This window comes from Gammaproteobacteria bacterium (genome assembly GCA_013214945.1).
Classification (GTDB): domain Bacteria; phylum Pseudomonadota; class Gammaproteobacteria; order Enterobacterales; family Psychrobiaceae; genus Psychrobium.
In genome coordinates, this window is sequence record JABSRT010000008.1 from 32,315 (window position 1) to 52,100 (window position 19,786).

At 43.8% G+C, this 19,786-nt stretch carries 16 protein-coding genes; 5 read left to right on the top strand and 11 right to left on the bottom strand.

The genetic code is table 11. The annotated features are described in order from the left end of the window. Positions 1 to 87: 87 nt before the first annotated feature. From HRU23_07555 to HRU23_07575, 5 genes are all read right to left on the bottom strand, one after another. On the bottom strand, positions 88 to 1,470 hold the full coding sequence (locus tag HRU23_07555; protein NRA53987.1) for an O-antigen ligase family protein: 1,383 nt from the start codon (positions 1,468 to 1,470) through the stop codon (positions 88 to 90). Between the two features lie 4 nt (positions 1,471 to 1,474). Next, positions 1,475 to 2,896, bottom strand: a complete 1,422-nt coding sequence (locus HRU23_07560; protein NRA53988.1) for an oligosaccharide flippase family protein — start codon at positions 2,894 to 2,896, stop codon at positions 1,475 to 1,477. 50 nt (positions 2,897 to 2,946) lie between these two features. Continuing rightward, entirely contained in the window at positions 2,947 to 4,062 is a 1,116-nt protein-coding gene (locus HRU23_07565; protein NRA53989.1) for a glycosyltransferase family 4 protein, read from the bottom strand. A 168-nt stretch (positions 4,063 to 4,230) separates the two neighbouring features. Then, entirely contained in the window at positions 4,231 to 5,472 is a 1,242-nt protein-coding gene (locus tag HRU23_07570; protein NRA53990.1) for a glycosyltransferase family 4 protein, read from the bottom strand. Further along, positions 5,459 to 6,529 (bottom strand): glycosyltransferase family 4 protein, encoded by a 1,071-nt coding sequence (locus HRU23_07575; GenBank protein ID NRA53991.1) that lies wholly within the window; start codon positions 6,527 to 6,529, stop codon positions 5,459 to 5,461. Before HRU23_07575 ends, HRU23_07570 begins: the two co-directional genes overlap by 14 nt. Positions 6,530 to 6,763: 234 nt before the next feature. On the opposite strand from HRU23_07575, the gene HRU23_07580 reads away from it, so the two are divergent. Beyond that, positions 6,764 to 7,981 (top strand): ABC transporter substrate-binding protein, encoded by a 1,218-nt coding sequence (locus HRU23_07580; protein NRA53992.1) that lies wholly within the window; start codon positions 6,764 to 6,766, stop codon positions 7,979 to 7,981. A 12-nt stretch (positions 7,982 to 7,993) separates the two neighbouring features. Next, on the top strand, positions 7,994 to 9,799 hold the full coding sequence (locus HRU23_07585) for a two-component sensor histidine kinase (protein ID NRA53993.1): 1,806 nt from the start codon (positions 7,994 to 7,996) through the stop codon (positions 9,797 to 9,799). A 45-nt stretch (positions 9,800 to 9,844) separates the two neighbouring features. Here HRU23_07585 and HRU23_07590 read toward each other — a convergent pair whose 3' ends face one another. Then, positions 9,845 to 11,383 (bottom strand): sigma-54-dependent Fis family transcriptional regulator, encoded by a 1,539-nt coding sequence (locus HRU23_07590; protein NRA53994.1) that lies wholly within the window; start codon positions 11,381 to 11,383, stop codon positions 9,845 to 9,847. Between the two features lie 195 nt (positions 11,384 to 11,578). On the opposite strand from HRU23_07590, the gene HRU23_07595 reads away from it, so the two are divergent. Next, on the top strand, positions 11,579 to 12,859 hold the full coding sequence (locus tag HRU23_07595; protein ID NRA53995.1) for a response regulator: 1,281 nt from the start codon (positions 11,579 to 11,581) through the stop codon (positions 12,857 to 12,859). A gap of 59 nt (positions 12,860 to 12,918) precedes the next feature. Here the strand turns inward: HRU23_07595 and HRU23_07600 are convergent, their stop codons facing one another. The 4 genes from HRU23_07600 to HRU23_07615 form a co-directional block, all read right to left on the bottom strand. Further along, positions 12,919 to 14,469, bottom strand: coding sequence for a CDGSH iron-sulfur domain-containing protein (locus tag HRU23_07600; protein NRA53996.1), 1,551 nt, complete (start codon positions 14,467 to 14,469; stop codon positions 12,919 to 12,921). Positions 14,470 to 14,702: 233 nt separating this feature from the next. After that, positions 14,703 to 15,413 carry a pirin family protein gene (locus HRU23_07605; protein NRA53997.1) on the bottom strand — a complete coding sequence of 237 codons (711 nt, stop codon included), beginning with the start codon at positions 15,411 to 15,413 and terminating at the stop codon, positions 14,703 to 14,705. Next, positions 15,410 to 16,387: a glutathione S-transferase family protein gene (locus tag HRU23_07610; GenBank protein NRA53998.1), complete on the bottom strand. Its 978-nt coding sequence runs from the start codon at positions 16,385 to 16,387 to the stop codon at positions 15,410 to 15,412. The genes HRU23_07605 and HRU23_07610 overlap by 4 nt, the downstream gene beginning before the upstream one ends. 69 nt (positions 16,388 to 16,456) lie before the next feature. After that, a complete protein-coding gene (locus HRU23_07615; protein ID NRA53999.1) occupies positions 16,457 to 16,906 on the bottom strand; it encodes a DoxX family protein in 450 nt (149 codons plus the stop codon). 134 nt (positions 16,907 to 17,040) lie between these two features. Here HRU23_07615 and HRU23_07620 point away from each other — a divergent pair, with 134 nt between their 5' ends. Further along, positions 17,041 to 17,955, top strand: coding sequence for a LysR family transcriptional regulator (locus tag HRU23_07620; protein ID NRA54000.1), 915 nt, complete (start codon positions 17,041 to 17,043; stop codon positions 17,953 to 17,955). Positions 17,956 to 18,262: 307 nt separating this feature from the next. Next, positions 18,263 to 18,715, top strand: a complete 453-nt coding sequence (locus HRU23_07625; GenBank protein NRA54001.1) for a DUF302 domain-containing protein — start codon at positions 18,263 to 18,265, stop codon at positions 18,713 to 18,715. 28 nt (positions 18,716 to 18,743) lie between these two features. Here the strand turns inward: HRU23_07625 and HRU23_07630 are convergent, their stop codons facing one another. Continuing rightward, a complete protein-coding gene (locus tag HRU23_07630) occupies positions 18,744 to 19,760 on the bottom strand; it encodes an NADP-dependent oxidoreductase (protein NRA54002.1) in 1,017 nt (338 codons plus the stop codon). Positions 19,761 to 19,786: the final 26 nt, after the last annotated feature.

The following is a 19,786-nucleotide window of genomic DNA, read 5'->3' on the forward strand; positions in this document are numbered from 1 at the left end:
TATTGTTAATTATCAGTTTGTTATTGGTTGGTTGGTGTGGGGAGGCTTGAGAGGTTACTTTTAATATGCAAAATGAATTGCATATTGCTATTTTTTCGCTAAATCAACCCAGCGGGCGACCGCCAGAATGAGCGCGGCCAAGATATAAATCGGCCAAGTAAAACCTTGGGTTAAAAATGTACCCGCGACCACCGTGCCAAGAAGCCCAGCAAAAACGGCATTGGCTGTCGCGGTAATCACCGCAGGCGCTTGCGCCATTTTCTCGAGCGAGATGACGCTATTAAATGCCATGCGCATCAGCATAATGATAATGGTGACAAAGACCAGTAAGCCAACAATACCTGTTTCTGCCAAAATTCCGAACCAAGTGCTGTGAACCGCATGATTTAAACCGTCCCAATGTGCACTATAGTAAAAGTAATTTGAATAAAAATTGTCGATGCCGACCCCGGTCAATGGATTATGTAACGCCATACCCCATGCGGCTTCCCAGGCGAATAGCCGCCCTTGTGCGGATGCGTCCATACCATCTTCAGCTGAGCCACCTGAGGAACGATCCGAGATCCCGGCAACCACATATAGCAGTAACCCTGCAGTTAAGCCGATGATCACAAAAAGCAGCCGATTATTGAGTTTGCGATAAAGAAATACGCCAAACACTGCAATAATTCCTAATAGTCCACCGCGACTTTGAGTAGCAAGCACCGCGAAAAATAAAATCGGGACACTAAATATACCTAACCAACGTTGCCAACGTGCTAACTTGGCAGTGGTCATTAGACTCGTCGCAAATGCTGCAGGAAACATTAATACTAATGCCAAATCATTGGGGTCGCCCAATACTGAGCCTAAGGCACGACCAATAGTGACTCTGGTTTCCTCGACGAGCCCAATGCCATTGGCTTTATTACTCAGTGCAACCAAGCTGACCAGACAACCTGAAACGGTTAATAGCGTGCACGCCAGCGAAAAGTCGCGACTGGTTCGTGTTAACCACGTTATGGCATAGGTCATTAAGGCAATTTTCCAGTAAATTCCCTTAAAATATTCGATCGCGACACCGCGGTTGCTGGCCATAACAACCCCGAGGGTCACCAGCATAAAAAAAACGCTAATTAGGATTAATTCACGGTTCCACCACATCTTAACTTTTTGGGTTATCCCTATATGCCAGGCTAAGCCAACAATTGATCCTAAAGAAAGCATGAGTGGGATTTTTAAGGAATAGAGCGCTGGAAACACCTCATGAATACGAAAAAATGAAAAGATCACGAACAGCAGTACCATTTCAAATGGCAGCGACAGCACTAATATTATCGCGATTGGAAATAAAGCAATGATAGGCGCCAGTATTGGGTGCGGAAATCGCCACCATGCAGCCGCTAACAAGGTACAAAGGCATATCGCTAAATAAAAATAATAGCGGTTACTGTTAGCTTCGTCAGATCTTAATTTAGGTTCGACAGACATTGGCTTAGCTAAAGGTTTTGTTAAGCGATAACAAATCGCGCTTAATGGTCGTGATTAATCCGCCAGCTAACAGCGTCAGCGAAATTAACCACGCGTTTAACGTTAACGGGATGAATTGGCTTAACCCTATTAAGCCCAGTGCTAGGCTAATAACAATCGCCAGTTTCAAGCTATCGTAGGGTAATGGTAAATTACGTTGGCTGGCGATATAAAACAATATGGCCTTGGATAAATAGGCAACATTTAGCGCAATAACCACCGCCCAAACCCCCCAATGTACAATGCCATTGTACATAATGGTGAGGCCAATAAATGCACTGACCAGATTAACAAGCAGTTGTTGGTAAGTCGATTTACCACAAAAACAGCCGATATTTACCAGTTCGGCAATTTCCCTAAAAGCCATGGCAAGCACTAGCCATAAAACATAGTTGATCGCTTGATGATATTCAGGCGCCAGCAGCCAATAAATAAGAAATGGCGCCATAAATGACACCACCACGGCAATAGCCATCACTACGATAATGCCAATCATAATGTAATGAGCTGCTTTGGCGATGCCTAGACGTTGCTTTAATATGGCGAATCTTTTAGGCAGCCACCACATCCCAAAAGGCTGCACTAACAGTACTGTCGCCAAAGCAAATTTTGCGGCAATGCCATATATCGCGACATCTGTTAGCGAACTTTGGGCAGCAAGTAACCAGCGGTCAAATCCGGCCAATGAAAATGCAATTAAACCACTGCCGATAATTGGCAGGCTGTAGCGAAGATAATATGTGAACTGTCTGAGGTTACAAGCGAATCCTACGTCTTTTAACATCATGCTTGATAAAATCAATGCTTGAAGACTTGCCGCAATTAAGCAAGCGACTAATACGCCGTTGACACCATGTTGCATTTGTAAAAAGAGCAATATTAATAGCGCTTGAACAACTGTTCTTGAGCAGGTGGCCCAAAAGAATAATAGGACTCGTTCTTGCATTCGAAACCATGCTAACGGAATAGCTACTGCGCCCTCCAGAGAAACAATAATGAGTACTAAACGCAGTTGCTCCACTGAAATGTCGACCGAAATGTTGGCAATAATGCTGGGGGCAACTTGCCAGCCAATGGCAAGGGAAATAGCACCTATAATGAGCGCTAAACTTAAGATGCTGGCAGCACTTTGCTTATTTTCATTAAGATCTTTACTGGCTCCTGCGTAGCGAAACAAGGTACTTTCGAGCCCCAAACCGACTAAAATACTGCAGATAATAGCAATGCTGGTTAATAATTCGAGCTGACCAAATTGGACTGGGCGTAAGTAATAGGCGGTGATTGGCAACATGATTAATGAAACACTTTTCATTAACGCTATGCTCAGTCCATAAATAATTGACTGCTGTACTGCTGTCGGCAATAAGCGGCTTAGTTTACTGAGCATTATTACTCTCCTGTGATTAGTTGGCTGATTTAGTTACAAAACCTTTTTAGCTATTGTTCTACAACTTTTTTTAACACCAGACGGGTCAACTTTTGGTACAACTTGTCAGCTTGATATTGCTTGGAAATTTGCTGACCGTTACTGCCTAACTGCTTAACTTTGTTAATATCACCGCTTAGTGATAACACTATGTTGACCAGATCTTTGACATCATGAGCTTGGTACTTAAGGCAATTTAAACCGTGGGTTAGGGTTTGATCCCAGTGAGCATTGTCCATCGGAATTATTACGCAATGTCCTGCCGCTAACGCTTCAAGAATCGATAATCCAAAAGGCTCATTGGTACTGGTTGAAATGAAAATATTGCAACTAGCCCGGATGGCATCAAGTTGCTCAGGCTGTTCGTGCCAATATAATTTGGGGACTTTAATCGGTGCTTGGCAGATGGCCTGAGTTGTGGCTAACGGTCGAATATAACAGATCTCAGTAATTGGTCGGTACTGACGTGGGATTGCGGCAATAGCTTGGACGAAAAAATCTAAACCTTTCCATTTTAACAACGAGGCTGCCCATAAAATTCGTGGGGTGTGGTATTGGCATTGTGTTGGCCAAGCGCTGTCGAGTAAACCGTTGTGAAGCTCTTGATAGGTATTACTGCTTAACAAAAATAATATTTGCTGTGGGTCGAGTTGTTTGATTAAACACTGTTTTATCGATGGCAAAGTACTTTTAAGGTAAAACACATGACTTGCTCTGGTTAAACAACGAGCGATGGTATTTGAACAGGCGACTGGGCCGTGAATTAACTGCATTATTTCAAATTTAAGCAGCAGTTGGCTTAAATATAGTGACAAGTCTACCCCTGGTCCTGACGCGCCGACGGCGATGTTGATTGGGCCATAGCGTAATCGGGCCATCAGGATATTGAGGGCCAAAATGAAGTGACGTAAAAAATACCATAACCCTTGTTCCTTCGCCGATAACCAAGGCATCTCATAAAGATCGAGAAATTGATACTGACGATCCCAGCACGATTTGTCTTTGGTGATAATGGTTATTTTTATCCCCGGTTGGGCTAATGTTGCGAGAAAAGTATTGGTGGCTACTTTAGAGCCTCCAGCAAAGGCAATGGCATCGATTACTACAATATGTTTGGACGCTTTCATAGAGTTTCCTTAAGTTATGCCAATCCGCATTGATTATTGAGCTGTTATGCTGGATAAATTTATCGAATACTGCTCTTACGATCCTCTCACTAGCTCGCTATTGAGAGGGTCTCAGCTTGAGCAATGTGTGATTTTCTCAACATGATCCCCCTCCAACGCGGATTGGTATCAGTTATGCTTGTGGCGTTGACCGACAAGTCTGCTCATTAAAAATTGGCTAATACTGGTTAATAAAGCTGTTGCTGACCAATGGCTGTGCCAACGCAAGGCGTGACGCTTGTTACTTAGCATCGTTTGGTACACCGACTCGATAGCCTTGACGTTTTTTTCGATTAAAAATAATTGCTCGACTCGTTTTTTAGCCGCTGCGCCCAGTTGGGTACAAAAGGCGGGCTGCAAGTAGAGTAATTCGATTGCTTGGGCTATATGAAGTGGCGCGCGCGGAGGTACCAACAAGCCGCTGTGATTATGGGCGACTACTTCGGGGATACCGTCAACTGCAGGGGCTATCACCGGAATTTGCTGCAACCCAGCTTCTGCTAATACCAGGCCGAAAACTTCCTCAATGGCACCACTAACAAATAAATTAATGCCGCTTTGCAGTAATTGCGGAATATCGGCGCGTTCGCCGAGCATAAAAACGTGGTCGCTGAGATTGGCTAGCGTTATTTGTTGCGCCAATTGCTCCCGACAAGGGCCATCGCCGACAATCACTAATTTAGCCGGTACGCCTTGCTGGCGGACCGATGCTAACGCAGTAATTAGTAAATCCATGCCTTTGCGTTCAATCAATGAGCCGACTGTCATCAGCACAAAATCGTCGCTGGCAAGGCCGAGTAATTGCCGGATATCGTGCGGGTCATTAATAACAAACCGCTGCTGGTCAATGCCATTGGGCACCACACTTATCCGCGCCGTCGCCAGAGAGTCGGCCAGATATTGATCGGCGACAGCATGACTAACGGCGAGTAATTTCGACACATGATGCAGGCCAAACGTTAAACGTTCGCGCAGTGGATAGCGGCAATGCAAATGTGCAATTAGTGGTATCTTGGTTATTCTGGCAACGATATTAAGCCACTGGCAAGGCGCGCCGCTGTTGCTATGGATCAGCGAAATCTGATGGCGGCGTATTAATTGAGTGCCTTGGCTAATTAAGTTGAAAAAACCCTTAAAATCATAATGTGGCGTTCTAGCACCAAATAATAATGGAAAAAATTGACAGGTGACGTCTATCTGTAATTGCTGAACTTGCTCAGCCATCAGCTGGCTATTACACCAAACAATCGGGGTGAATTTTTCACGGTCAAGATGGTTAAGCAAGTCTAATAAACAGCGTTCGCTGCCTCGAATCCAGTCACTGCCATAATGGACAAATAAAATGGTTGTTTTGCGATTATTCGACACCATGACTTTGCTCCTTGTTGGCGTTAAGTATTAACGTGTTGGAGGAATTGTTGTTGCGCAAAGCTTTGTTATAACAAGAGATAATTATTGGCATTGCAGCGATATCGCTAAAGTTGACAATCACTCGCTTTCTGGCGCTGCGAGAACGTGCAAATTTGCACTTTAGTGAACTGCTAAGCCATTGAGAAATAGCATGGCGCAACCGAGGTAAATCGCCAGCTGGCGCTAACCAGCCGTTGTCAGTATTGATTAGCCGATCAAGCGAACCCACATTAAACGCACAAACCGGAATACCATGGGCCATCGCTTCGAGCGCCGCGAGCGGTAAACCTTCTTGACGAGATGGCATCACCAATAAGCCGATATGCTGCCATTGCTGATCCATATTGCTTTGATGACCATGAAAGACCAGATTATTGCCCGCTTGCTGTTCTAGCTCGTTGCGCATAGGGCCGTCACCGTAAACATGAAACAGTCGTTGGGTAAAACAAGTTGATAGTTGTAGAAATAGGTCGGGGCCTTTTTCATAACTAAGCCGGCCAACAAAGGCAATTTGTTCGCCAGGGAATGCTTGTTGCTCGATAGCGACAAAGTTGTCTACTACGGTGCATCTATGCTTAAGCCGAGTATTGATTGGACTGCTCACGGCAATCAAGGCATGTGACAGACAAGAACTGATGCGATCGGCAAAGTCATAAAGTGCCAACTTACCACTTAAAATTTCGCCTGCGTGAAAGGTACTTACCAAAGTGGTTGCACATAATAAACTCGCCAGTCGGGCATAAATGCCAGCTTTATAACCGTGGGTATGGACCAGCAGGGGTTGTTGCTGTTTAAACGCCTTAATCAGTGATACCAACCCAAACTTGAGTACCCTAAAACTAATGTTGTGCTGTTGCAGCAAGGGCATAATAGGGTGGGAGCCATAATCGGATAAAAATACCACTTCGACCAACATTTTATGCTTGGCTAAGCTTCTGGCTAACTGTAAAACATGGGTTTCTATGCCGCCAAATTTACTGCTATCGAGTAGTAGCCATATTTTTCCATCGGTCGTCATCTTTTTATACTCACATTAATCGATTGATACTTAGACTTAGCAAACATGATGCCAAAAGTATTAATGATATTATTCAGTTGGTTATGTTTAATGCCTGCAAACTTAGCCACGTTATTTTTAATTAGCATTGCAAAATGCAACCAAGGGTGAGTTATTTGAAAGTACTAGACAAGGCGATGATAATTCGCCAATAATCTACTAACGGTTTTTTATTAATGGATTAAATGAGGAAGCATGATGAAAGCAATACAGCAACTTTTAATCGCGACACTGCTTGGCCTAACTGGTAGCACTCAGGCGCTAGAGAAATCCACTTACCAAATCATTCTCGATGCCGACTTTAGCGGCACCAAGGTCTCATCGGTATCGATTGAGCGTGGTATTCGCACTGCATTGGCCGAGCACAATAATAGAGCTGGTGGCTTTGGGTTTGAATTAGTGCGAAAAAATCATCATGGCAGCACCCCTCGCAGTAAAAAGAATCTGCAACAGGTGCTTAAAAATCCGCAAGCATTAGCTGTGTTCTCAGGTCTGCATTCACCGCCATTGTTGGCCAATAGAAGCTTTATCAATAACAACCAAATATTACTGCTCGACCCGTGGGCTGCTGCAAGTCCGATAACGCGAGGAAAAGATCCCCAAAACTGGATCTTTAGATTATCGGTTGATGACGCTAAAGCAGGTTATGTTATTGCAAATTCGGCGATAAAAGAGGGGTTTAAAAAACCTTATCTGTTGTTAGAAAAAACTGGCTGGGGCAAAGCGAACAATAAAACCATGGTTAAGGCCTTAAAAGAATTGGGGATTGAACCGGTCGGGGTTTCTTGGTTTAACTGGGGGCTTGGTATTCATGGCGCCAAAATAAACCTGCGTAATATCCATAACTCTGGTGCGGATGTCATATTTTTAGTCGCTAACGCCGCCGAGGGCAAAACATTCGCCGATGCTATTTTAGCGCTTGAGCCCGAAATTAGGTTGCCAATCCGTAGTCATTGGGGCATTACCGGTGGCGATTTTGTCAATCATATCGACGACTTTTTAAAAGCGCCGCAGTATTTACAGTTTATTCAGACTAAATTTTCATTTATTTCTCAATCGCCATCACCATTAGCGGTTGAGGTGCTTGAACGCGCGCAGGGCTTATTTAGTGACATTAAAGGGCCGTCAGATATCAAAGCTCAGACTGGTTTTGTCCATGCCTACGATTTAACAAAAATATTGATTAGTGCCATTAATCAAGCGCAATTAACCGGTGAGGTCGTTGCTGACCGACGGGCGATTCATCAGGCATTAGAGAATTTAAAAAATCCGGTAGACGGATTGATAAAGACCTATAAACGACCTTTTTCCCCAGTAACAGCGTCGAATCAAGATGGTCATGAGGCGTTATCGCAACCTGACTATTTAATGGGGTATTATGGCCTCAATAATGACGTTATTTTGATAAAATAAGCGCGTGTAAAGATGAAAAAAATCAATATATCCTACGCATTAGCACGATTTGTATTCATCAGTTTGCTGATCTTAGGCTTATTAAGCACCGTGTTGGTGATTAATCGGGTGATAGATTCAATGCAAAGGCAGCAAGAACAGCTGGTTGAAGGAGAAACTAGTGCTATTAGTGATACTTTTTTGCTGTTTCTTAATCAGCATATGGCGGTATTAAAAGATCAGGCAGCGGGGCCTGTGATTATTCAAAGCCTAATGCAGCCAGAGGAAAATCGCGGTATTATTATTGATCATCTTGCGTCGTTAACTATGCTGGGGCAAAAATACCAGCAGAGTTTACTCGATTTTTCGGGTGATATTGTTTACATCACTCAGTCATCGCTTACCGGTGCATGGCAACAACAAGCTTGGGTCGAATTGATTTTAGCAGGCCAGTTAAATCAACATATTTCGGTCACACAGATTGACCACGCCCATTATTGGTTATTGGCGGCTCCTGTCGCTTATAACAACCAGGTTGAAGGTATTGTCATTACCTTTATTCCGATTGCTGATATTGCCAGTCATTTAAGTTTTGCTAATTATTCGAATAATCTTGGTTTGAGCTTATTGAGAAATAAGCAAATATTGTTAACCGTAGGTGAGGCAATTGAAGGGCGTAAGCATAATATACAATGGCCCGATACCGGTATTTCGTTACAGTTTACGGTTAATGAATCGGCGATAAATAACGAGGTTTATGAAATTGTTATTGAGCTTATTTCGTTGATTGTCTTTTCAATTTTAGTGTCGACCGCGATCGCTTATTTCTATGGCAGCAAGTTATTTGTGCGGCCGTTAAAGTTGCTATCGCTGGCGACCGATAATATATCGCAAGACAATAGCTATGAAAATCTTAATGAGCAATTAGAAATATCTGAATTTTCTAATCTTTTTCATAATTTCAATACCATGGCTAAGCAAGTGAAAAGTCGTGAAACTGAGTTGCGAGACTCATTTGTTGAGTTGTCTAAGGTGCATGAAGACTTGCGGCTGAGTCAGGCTCAGGTGATTCAATCTGAAAAATTAGCCAGCTTAGGGGTGCTGTCAGCTGGGGTTGCGCATGAAATTAATAATCCTATTTCTTATATCAAATGTAATCTTGAGGTATTGCAAGATTATCTAGAACAGGTCGAGCAATTTATTAACGAAATATCGAATCACAGTAGTGTCGATCCAGATAAGTTTGAGCAACTATTAGTTAAATATGACATCAAGTATATTCTAAGTGATGTAACGCAATTAACGTCGTCGGGCATTGAAGGGGTTGAGCGGGTTGCTACTATCGTGCAAGGGCTAAAAACCTTTGCCCGTAAAGATCTGCCCGATCCACAAATCATTAATATTAATGAAGGCATTGAGGCGACTCTGATTGTGGTTGAAAATGAGTTGAAATATGTTGCCGATATCAAGATAGAGTTGGGGATGTTACCTGACATTGAAGGGTATCCTGGGCAAATTAATCAGGTGATCTTAAATCTGTTGGTTAATGCGAGTCAGGCGATTAATGAGCGCGGCGAAATCACCATTCGCAGCTTCGTTAGCGGGTCACACATTGTGGTTGAAGTTGAAGATACTGGCATGGGCATGGAGAAGGATCAATTAGATCAAATATTTACCCCGTTTTATACCACCAAAGCGCCAGGCCAAGGAACTGGGCTTGGTTTAGCGATTAGCTATAGTATTATTGAACGCCATCACGGTTATATTAGTGTGCGTTCTGAGATTGATCAGGGCAGCTGTTTTTCGATATATCTACCGATTAGCCAACCGGAAGCTTAGGCAGTCTCAAAGACTGCTGGTGGTACGGTCCGTTGGTAGTATGGTCTATTGTTCCCAGCTTTGTTTTTTTCGGTAAATTGTTGAGGGACTCACCTCTAACAAGGCAGCTGCTTGTGGCACGTTGCCTTGGCAGTAAGATATAGCCTGTTCAATCGCCAGTTTTTCAACTAACCACAGCGGGGAAATACCATGACTTGTTGGTAACGGGTGGTCTTGCTGCTCTGCTAGACGGTGTTCTGGTTGCTGATGTGCTGGCTGAAAGTGCTCTGGTTGATGTCGTTGCGGCAGCTGTTGATCGTAGCTCGGCGCTTGGTAGGGCGACTTTGTCTCGCGCAACGCCGCCAACATTTGCTGGTTCTCTAGCGTGCAAATGGTGGTCGATAAGGCATTAATGATCATTTGCGAGTTGATTTTAAGCCCATTATTTAAAATGATAATACCGTGAATAACATTCTCTAGCTGGCGCACATTACCAGGCCACTGATATTGATCTATTATTTTTTGACAGCCTTTAGAAAATCCTAAAAAATCCTTTTTTTCGATGGCCGAATATTTTTTTAAGTAATGGCGCGCAATTAACAGCTTGTCGCTGCCGCGGTCTCTTAACGCTGGCAAACTAAAAGTAATAATGTTGAGTCGATAAAATAAGTCTTCGCGAAATTCGCCATTAACTACCGCATCACGTATCGAGTTTGAGGATGCCGAGATCAGTTTAGCGTGAAATTTTTCAACTTTAGTGCTGCCCAACGGGATAAACTCGCGCTCTTGCACCACTCGTAATAACTTTGCTTGCAATGGTTTTGATAAAGTGGTGATTTCGTCTAAAAACAAGGTGCCATTTTTAGCCGCTGCCAATACTCCTTCGTGAGCGGTTGCGGCACCGGTAAATGCGCCTCTGACATGACCAAATAATTGCGACTCCATCAGTTCTTCGGTGAAGTTAGCGCAATTAACGGCAAGAAAGGGTTGCTGTTGATGAAAACCCTCTTCATGGCAAGCTTTCGCGACCAGTTCTTTGCCCGTTCCTGTTTCACCGGTAATAAATATCGGGGCGTTGGAGCTTGCTGCCTGCTCAATGCTGGTAAATAACGTCTTCATCGCGGGATCACCCGCAAGCATTGAATGGAAAGTAACAGGGCTAAGGTCTAACTGCTGCTGTTGCGTTCTATTGATTGCGTTTTCATCGGGCAGGGTCGCGAGTGCTTTGTTAACGATGAATTTTAATTCCTGATTATCCCAAGGCTTGCTGATGTAGCGGTCGATAGCGCCGGAGTTAAACCCGCTTGATACATTTTTAAAATCTTGATAGGCCGATAAAATGATTCTTATTGACTGTGGCCATAACGCCTGTATTTTACTCAGCAATTCACAACCTGCCAACTCGGGCATTTGTTGATCAGATATCACGACGGTAGGAGGGGTTTGTTGACAAAATTCGAGTGCAGCAATCGGCGATTGATAGCTTACGATGGTTGCATTAACGCCTCTTAATGTCCTTTTTAATGCGTCGAGCACGTTTTTATCATCATCTACCAGTAATAATACCGGTGGCTGTTGTGCCTCGAACGATGGTGAGCCTAGCATAAAAAACCTCCTGTTAATTTGCCTTCATCTCTAGTCTAAACGATTAAGTAAGGTGAATAAACAAAATATTAACGACGGATTTTTATTATTAATTCAAGCAGCAGTCGTTGATTATCTGTCGTAGAAGTTATTCAAACCGTTATTTTGTATGTTATAAATAGATTAAACCGTTACGATTGATAACTAGGGAATGCTATGAATAAAACATCGCTATTAATCTTGGATGATGAACCGGAAGTGTTAAATGCACTAAGAAGAATACTTAGAACCCAGTTCGAGTTATTTTTGTTTAGTGAACCGGTTAAGGCGTTAGAGTTTTATCGTGAGAATCCTGTGCCATTAGTCTTGTCTGACATGCGCATGCCGGTGATGGATGGTGCAACTTTTTTGACCCTAATTTCAAAGATAAACCCGCGTAGTCGGCGGTTTTTATTGACTGGACATTCGGATATCGACCTTACTGTGGCCGCTGTAAACGATGGGAAAATTAGTCATTATTTTGCAAAACCCTGGGACAACAAAGATTTAATCAGCCAATTGCATGCGGCAGAAAAATCTTATCAAGATGAAATTAAGTCACTGCGCTTATTAAAAGTTAATCATATAAAAAATGTTGAACTTAGTCAGAAAAATGCGTCGATGGTGGCTGATGTTAACAAGCAACAACGCCAGCTGCTGCGCTTGAAGAAAAATTTTAATGTCTTCATTGAAATTTACGCCGACAGCATTGCAATGCATACCCAAGATCGCACAGGCCATAATTATCGGGTTGGCGCTCAGGCGCGTTACTTAGCGTTAAAAATTGGTTGCGATCCGCTTACCGCCTATCAAATTTATGTGGCTGGCTTATTGTACGAAACAGGAAAACTAGCGCTGCCGCAGCAGGTACTCGAACAGCCTTATGATCAGCTGTCGCCGCATCAACAGACCAGCCTAAATCATTTTTTTGAACAGTCTGTCACCATGCTGTCCAAGATCAGCCAATTAGTTGATGTTGTGAAAATCATAAAACACATAGCTCAACCATTTAATAATTTAACCGAACCAAATCACAGCGCCGAATCGGTGCCACTGGGATCGAAAATATTAGCGGTTGTTATCGCATTTGATAACTTAGTGCTTGGTCGACAAACTAAGGCGCATATTTCGGTTGAACGTGCCAAGCAACTTATCGCGGCCCAAGTGAATAACACGTTGGATAAGACCGTCGTTGAGCTGTTTCTTAAGATGATGGCTGTGCTGCCTGCCACTGAAGATGAGTTTTTGGAGTTTGCCGCCGATTTGACGGGGTTAGGCACCGACTGGGTCTTAACCAAAGATCTGGAAAATAGTAAACATGGCATCTTATTAACGCAAGGCACGGTATTAAAGCAAGGTTATATTGATAAGTTATCAAAAGTAGCGAATGAGCAAGAGCAGCCTTTGCTATTATTTATTCGAAAACCTGCCGCCGTCGTGGAATCTGACATCGCTTAATGTTATCAAAGACGCGCCGTTGGCACAGGCGCGTCTTTGATTGCTTGGTTTACGACTTGTTAATACTGAGAGGGATCGTGATACCCCGAAAAACTAATACCGGCGAGTTTTGCCATTTCGTGGTGCCAAGTTGCTAGGTCATTTTTGTTAAAATCACTGAGCCGGTGGTGACCGCAAGCGCGTGCCATCACCTGCATGAGTTCGGTTGATGCGAGAAAAAAATTCTTCAATTTAAGCGCCGCATCATCGACATTAAGCCGTTGTCTTAATTCTGGGTTTTGCGTCGCAATGCCCGCCGGGCAATTGTTGGTGTTGCACATGCGGGCACCCACACAGCCAATGGCTTGCATCGCACTATTGGAAATTGCCACGCCGTCAGCTCCTAGCGCCAGTGCTTTAACGAAATCAATTGGGGTGCGCAGGCCGCCGGTAATAATTAAAGTCACTTGGCCTGAGACCCCTTGTTGATCTAAGTAACGTCTGGCACGGGCGAGTGCGGGAATGGTCGGCACACTGATATGATCTCTAAATATTTCAGGCGCTGCCCCAGTGCCACCGCCACGACCATCTAAAATGATATAATCGGCGCTTGCCTCAAGCGCAAATGCAATGTCTTGTTCAATATGATTAGCACTTAGTTTAAAGCCAATCGGTACGCCGCCACTGATTTTTCGAACTTTGTCGGCAAAGGCTTTAAAATCGCTCGCGCTGTGTAAATCGACAAAAGTTGGCGGTGATACGGCGGCGGTGCCTGGGGTTAATCCGCGGACCTCTGAAATTAAACCAATATTTTTATTGGCGGGCAAATGGCCACCTGTACCCGTTTTAGCGCCTTGACCACCTTTAAAATGAAAGGCCTGAATGTTTTTCATCAGTTGATCCTTATAACCAAATTTTGCACTGGCAAGTTCATAGAAATAACGAGAGTTACTTTGATGCTCTTGCGCTAACATGCCGCCTTCACCAGAGCAAATGCCGGTACCAGCCAGCTGTGCCCCACGGGCTAAGGCGATTTTGGCTTCTTGTGATAACGCGCCAAAACTCATGTCAGAGACAAATAATGGAATGTCGAGATGCAGTGGTTTTTCTGCATTGGGGCCGATAATTAGTTCGGTAGTAACCCGTTGATCTTCTTGTAGTGGTTTGGTGGCCATCTGCGCCACCATGACTTGGATGTCGTCCCAGTGGGGCAATAAGTTTCGAGGCACGCCCATTGAAGTCATGGGGCCATGGTGACCGACTTTAGTTAGGCCATTGTTAGCTAATTCATGAATATAAGCTACAGTAGGCTCTTCAATGGTGGGGCTGGCTACGGGCATTTTACTGGCCTGAACCTCAATGCCAGGGCCTTCTTTTCCGACTTGTTCACCCGTGAATTTTTTATGGCTGCCATCGCAAAAAGGTATATTATTACTGTGTTTGCAGGCACATAAATAGGCGGTGCCATTATCATCGGCGGTGAATTGTTTTGGGGTAAAGCTGGTACCTGTGTGCGAGCCGTCACAAAATGGTTGTGACGCCGATTTACCGCAGCTACAGAAGTAATATTGATCGCCTTTTATCAGGTCAACCGCGATAGGTTTATTGTCTGCTATTATTGGATTGCTCATTTCATTACCTTTTATTAGTAATAATCAACCCACAAAACTTACACCGCATGTACACGACATCTACACCACATATGGGTTACATTATTTTTGAACTTTATTATTATTTAAGATTAAGTATACGACTAAATTTTTTGTCTGCTTAACTTACGATTTAGGACGTAACTGTTGTTTATTTTCGGCTCCTGTTGCTGAGTAAATTCGGTGGTTATTCTTAAGGTATTAGTTGACGTGCGCTACTTTGGCACGTCTATAATTAACACTTCAGCATCTGTTAACGCGATAATACCAAGCTGCTGTTGGGCTGTTATCTCGGCGCCATCGCCTTGTTCTAACACAACACGTTGCTGATTATCTATTAGCTCAATGCTGCCTTGCGACGCCAACACATAAGCCTGATCTGTTATTTTATGGTTTATTGTTGCGCCACTTTTAAGCTTGCCACCAAAAATTCGTGCCTGTTGGTGAATAAACAATGCTTGGTCTTTGTCTTCACTAAAGCCCGACACCAATAATGGCAAATGCTCCGTATTTTGTTGCTGCGGGAACGCCTTGCTGTCCCACCTGGGTTTGACATTGTACTTGTTCGGTTCAATCCAAATTTGATATAAGGTTAATGGTTCTTTACTTAAGTTATATTCAGAATGGGTGATGCCGCTGCCAGCACTCATTACTTGCACTTCACCTGCTGGCGTTATGCCTTTGTTGCCTTGGTTGTCCTGATGCGCTATTTCACCGGTACGAACAAAGGTAATTATTTCCATATTTTGATGCGAGTGTGGCGCAAAGCCCTGACCAGCTGCAACCCAATCATCGTTAATCACCCGTAATGTCCCAAAGTCCATTCTGCGAGGGTTGTAGTAATGAGCAAAGCTAAAGTGGTGATTGGCTTTAAGCCAGCCATGATTTGCTTTACCTAATTGCCCAAACGGATAGTGTTTTATCATGATTGGCTCCTGTTTGACTCAATGACTGCAAGTTGCGCTCGGTTATGCGGGGCATTAAAATTATGGCTTGGGCCGCGCGGTACAATTAAGGTTGGGTTGATGGTGCTATGGCTCGCGTAATAATGAATTTTACTATAGTCCAAATCAACCGTTTGGGCGACGCCCTTGATTTGATAGAGCTCGCGCACATAGTTACTAATGTGGTGAAACTCACGTAGCTGGTTGCGATTACACTTAAAGTGGCCATGATATATTGCATCAAAGCGAATTAAGGTGGTAAATAATCGCCAATCGGCTTCGGTTATTTTATCACCGACCAAATATCTGCTCGTTCCTAGCAACTGCTCTAACCAGTCTAGACTTGAGAAGAGCGCTTCAAAGGCTTCGTTATATGCTAATTGACTGGTCGCAAAACCTGCCCGATAAACCCCATTGTTAATTGAGTGGTAAACTTTATCGTTTATTTTATCGATATCTGCTTGCAGATTTTCCGGGTAATAATCATCACGATTGTTGGTGAGCTGATTAAACGCGCTGTTAAATATTCGAATAATGTCACTGGATTCATTATTGACTATTGTTTGCGTTTTTTTGTCCCACAGCACGGGTACTGTTACTCGCCCTTGATAATCAGGGGCAGCTTTAAGATATAGCTGATATAGATAATCTTGCTGATACAGCGGGTCGCCATGTTCGCCGAACTGCCAGCCATTTTCGAGCATTTCAGGTTGCACGACACTGACCGAAATAACATCTTCGAGCTGCTTTAAACGTCTAAATATTAAAGTACGATGGGCCCATGGACAGGCTAATGATACATACAGGTGGTAGCGCCCAGCCTCAACGGGATAACGACTGTTTTTGTCACTTGAAATTTGGTGTCTAAAGCGACTGTCTTGACGTTCAAACTGACCATTAGTCTGATCGCTATCGTACCACTGGTCGACCCATTGGCCATTGATAATTAATCCCATGTTATACCTCGCTTTAAACTGTGATGGCTGAGCGCCTAAAGTTAGACGCTAGCTTAAATTGTCGTATGGTTACTGTTTTAACTTGCTTGCAACTAGGTTATCGATTGAAAACTTACCGCCACCTTGAACCGCTAACGCCGCTGTTATCGCGAGTAATGCCAGCGCAAACTCAAAACCGTTGTTGCTCATAAATAGGCCGTTAGAAATGTGGGTACTAAAGATAGCAACAATCATGGTTACTGCTAATACGACAGCGGTAGGGCGTGTGAGCAAACCGACAATCAGTAATAAACCACCAAAAAATTCAGCGCTGCCAGCCATTAAAGCCATTAAGTAACCGGGTGCTAAACCAATAGATTCCATCCATTGGCCAGTGCCATCTAAGCCGTAACCGCCAAACCAAGAAAATAATTTTTGGCTGCCGTGAGCGGTGAAAATAATACCGGCGATTAATCGTAGCGGTAGGGTTGCGCTGCTGTCAGTTGAAGTTAGGATGTTTTTAAGAGTTGATATATTCATAGGTTGCTCGCTTTAATTGGGTTAAGAATGATGTTGTTTCGATATGCAGCTATTGTATTGCACACTTGTTATTGGAATAACCCATGATTTTTGTTTAGTATGTTCAAAATATTTGAACAATTAATGGTGAAGATATGCTCAGCTCTCCTATTACCCTTGAAGCGCTATTAGTGCTCGACGCAATCGACAGTCGCGGCAGTTTTGCCGCGGCGGCCGCGCAGTTAAATAAAGTGCCATCAGCACTGTCCTATATTGTGCAGAAATTAGAACAGCAGCTCTCTGTTACTTTGTTCGTGCGACAGGGACGCCGCTCGGTATTAACCCCTGCTGGGCGGCATTTGTTGGTCGAAGGGCGCAAAGTACTGGGTGCTATGAGCAAAATTACTGAACAAACTCAAACGATAGCGCATGGCTGGGAGCCGAAAATAAGAATTGGTTATGATTCGATCATTGACGTTGATCAGTTGTTACCGGTGTTGGCGCAGTTTTTAAATCAACACCCCAATATTGAAATTGATCTGAGTGAAGAAGTCATGAACGGTGCTTGGGAGGCGCTGAATGACGATCGGGTCGATTTACTGGTTGGCGGGCCTTCACCGGTACCTAATCAACAGGGCATCAGAACAGAACCCTATTGTCAGCTCAGTGAAACGTTAATAGTACCTGCGGGCCATCAGCTAGCTAGCTTGGCACAACCGATTAGCCATAACGAAATTGAAGATTATCGCACAGTTATCGTTCATGATTCTGCTCAGCATGAGGCGCCTTGGTCCATTAATGTTATTGAGCAAAGCAGACACTTCTACGTTGGCACGGTGCACGATAAAATTAAAGCAATTATCGCGGGCATTGGCATTGGTTTTTTACCGATAGCACGAGTGGAAACTTACCTTAAAGATGGCCGTTTAGTTGCCTTAGAGGTGCAAGAAACTAGGCAGCCGTTTTCCACGTTTATTGCTTGGAAGTTAGTTAACCGTGGCAAAGGACTGCAACGATTACGGCAGATGATATTAGCGCATCAAGCGGCTTTAATGGCTATTGATGACTAACCAGTTAAGCACGCTGTTAAATCAATAATTGAGTGGTAGGAAATGTTTCCAGAATATAGATCCGAGAGTGTTGAGCAGAGCAGAGCAAAGAGTATAGCTATGGCCACATAGTTGTGGTTATTCAATATCTTTTGCTAATATCAACGTCGATACTATATCAATCATGAGCAATCATGATCAATCATGTAAGTACTCGCGCGCGCACTTACATCTCGCGCGAACTTACAATAGTACTGTGCGTTAGTCATTACCCCAGCCGACTATTTATCAGCGGGGTTATTTTAATATAAAGAGGTCTAGTTAACTTATGATTAAATTTATTCCACTTGGCATTGTATTTCTTTCTGCTGCCTTTTTTATCGACGCTAAGCAAGATTTGGTCAGTTATCAAAGTTCGTATTCTGTCCAAGAGACGGCTAACCGGTTCGAGGCTATCGCCAAAAGCAAAGGCATCACTATTTTTGCTCGAATTGATCATCAAAAAAATGCGGCTGGCATCAATTTAGCGTTAAGACCAACCCAGTTAATTATTTTTGGTAACCCTAAAATTGGTACACCATTGATGCTGTGCGCTCAAAATATCGCGATTGACCTGCCGCAAAAAATCTTAATAAAAGAAGACGAAAGCAGCAACGTTTGGCTGTCTTATAATAACCCAGCTTACCTCAAGCAACGCCACAATATTAATGGTTGCGATGGTGTGTTAACAAAAGTCACTGCAGTGCTTAAGAAATTAGCCACAGCGACGGTTGCCAAGTAACGGTTCGGGTTAGCCAAATTAGCTTGGATTAGACCTTAACAATAGCTTTGCCGGTGTTTTTACCTTCAAACAGGCCTGCTAGTGTTTGTGGTAGCTGCTCGAAACCATCAACGATGGTGGTTTTGAATTCGATTTCGCCCGCGGCGACCCATGGCGCAACGTGACTGACCATTTCGTTCATGCGATGGCTGTAGTCGCGCGCTAAAACCCCAGTGATAGTGGCGCGTTTATATAACATGTGGTGTAAGAATCTTGGGCCAAGTTCCGGGGTATCTAAGCCGCCATCATATTGTGAAATTTGACCACAAATTACCACGCGAGCGCGTAGGTTAAGGCTGACCATTACGGCATCGGTGATCAATCCGCCGACGTTATCAAAGTAAACATCGACCCCACCAAGTTCGGTTAATCGCTGTGCCAGTGCCGCGGCATCGGCAAAGTCTTTGTAGTTTAAACTATGGTGCACGCCTAAGTTAGTTAGCCACTGACACTTTTGTTCAGTCCCCGCCAATGCAATGACCTTACAACCACTTTTTAGTGCAAATTGAGCAACTAATGACCCTACCGCGCCAGCGGCGCCAGATACCACAACCGTTTCACCAGCGCGAGGTTTACCCGCTTCCATTAGGCCAAACCAAGCCGTGCGACCGGGCATGCCTAACACGCCGAGAGCGGTAGTTAAGTCAAACGTATCTGATTCAATTTTTTGAATTTCGCTGCCATGAACTTTGGCATGCGTTTGCCAACCGGTATAACCCACCACATAGTCGCCAAGGGCAAATGCACTGTTGTTAGTTTCGATAATTCTCGAAACGGTAGCAGCGCCTTGAGCCGTGTTTAGTGGGTGAGGCTGCTCCCAAGTAGGTTTGGCTGCTTGTTGAATACGCATGTAGGGATCAACAGAAATGTAGGTAGTTTCTAACAGCACTTCATTATCACTAAGCTCTGGTGAAAATTCTGTTTGCTGTAATTGATAATGTTCAGGGCCAACCCGGCCCTGTGGGCGCTCGGTATAGATCCATTGTTTTAGTTGATAACTGCTCATTTCGGTTGCTCGACAAATGTAATTGT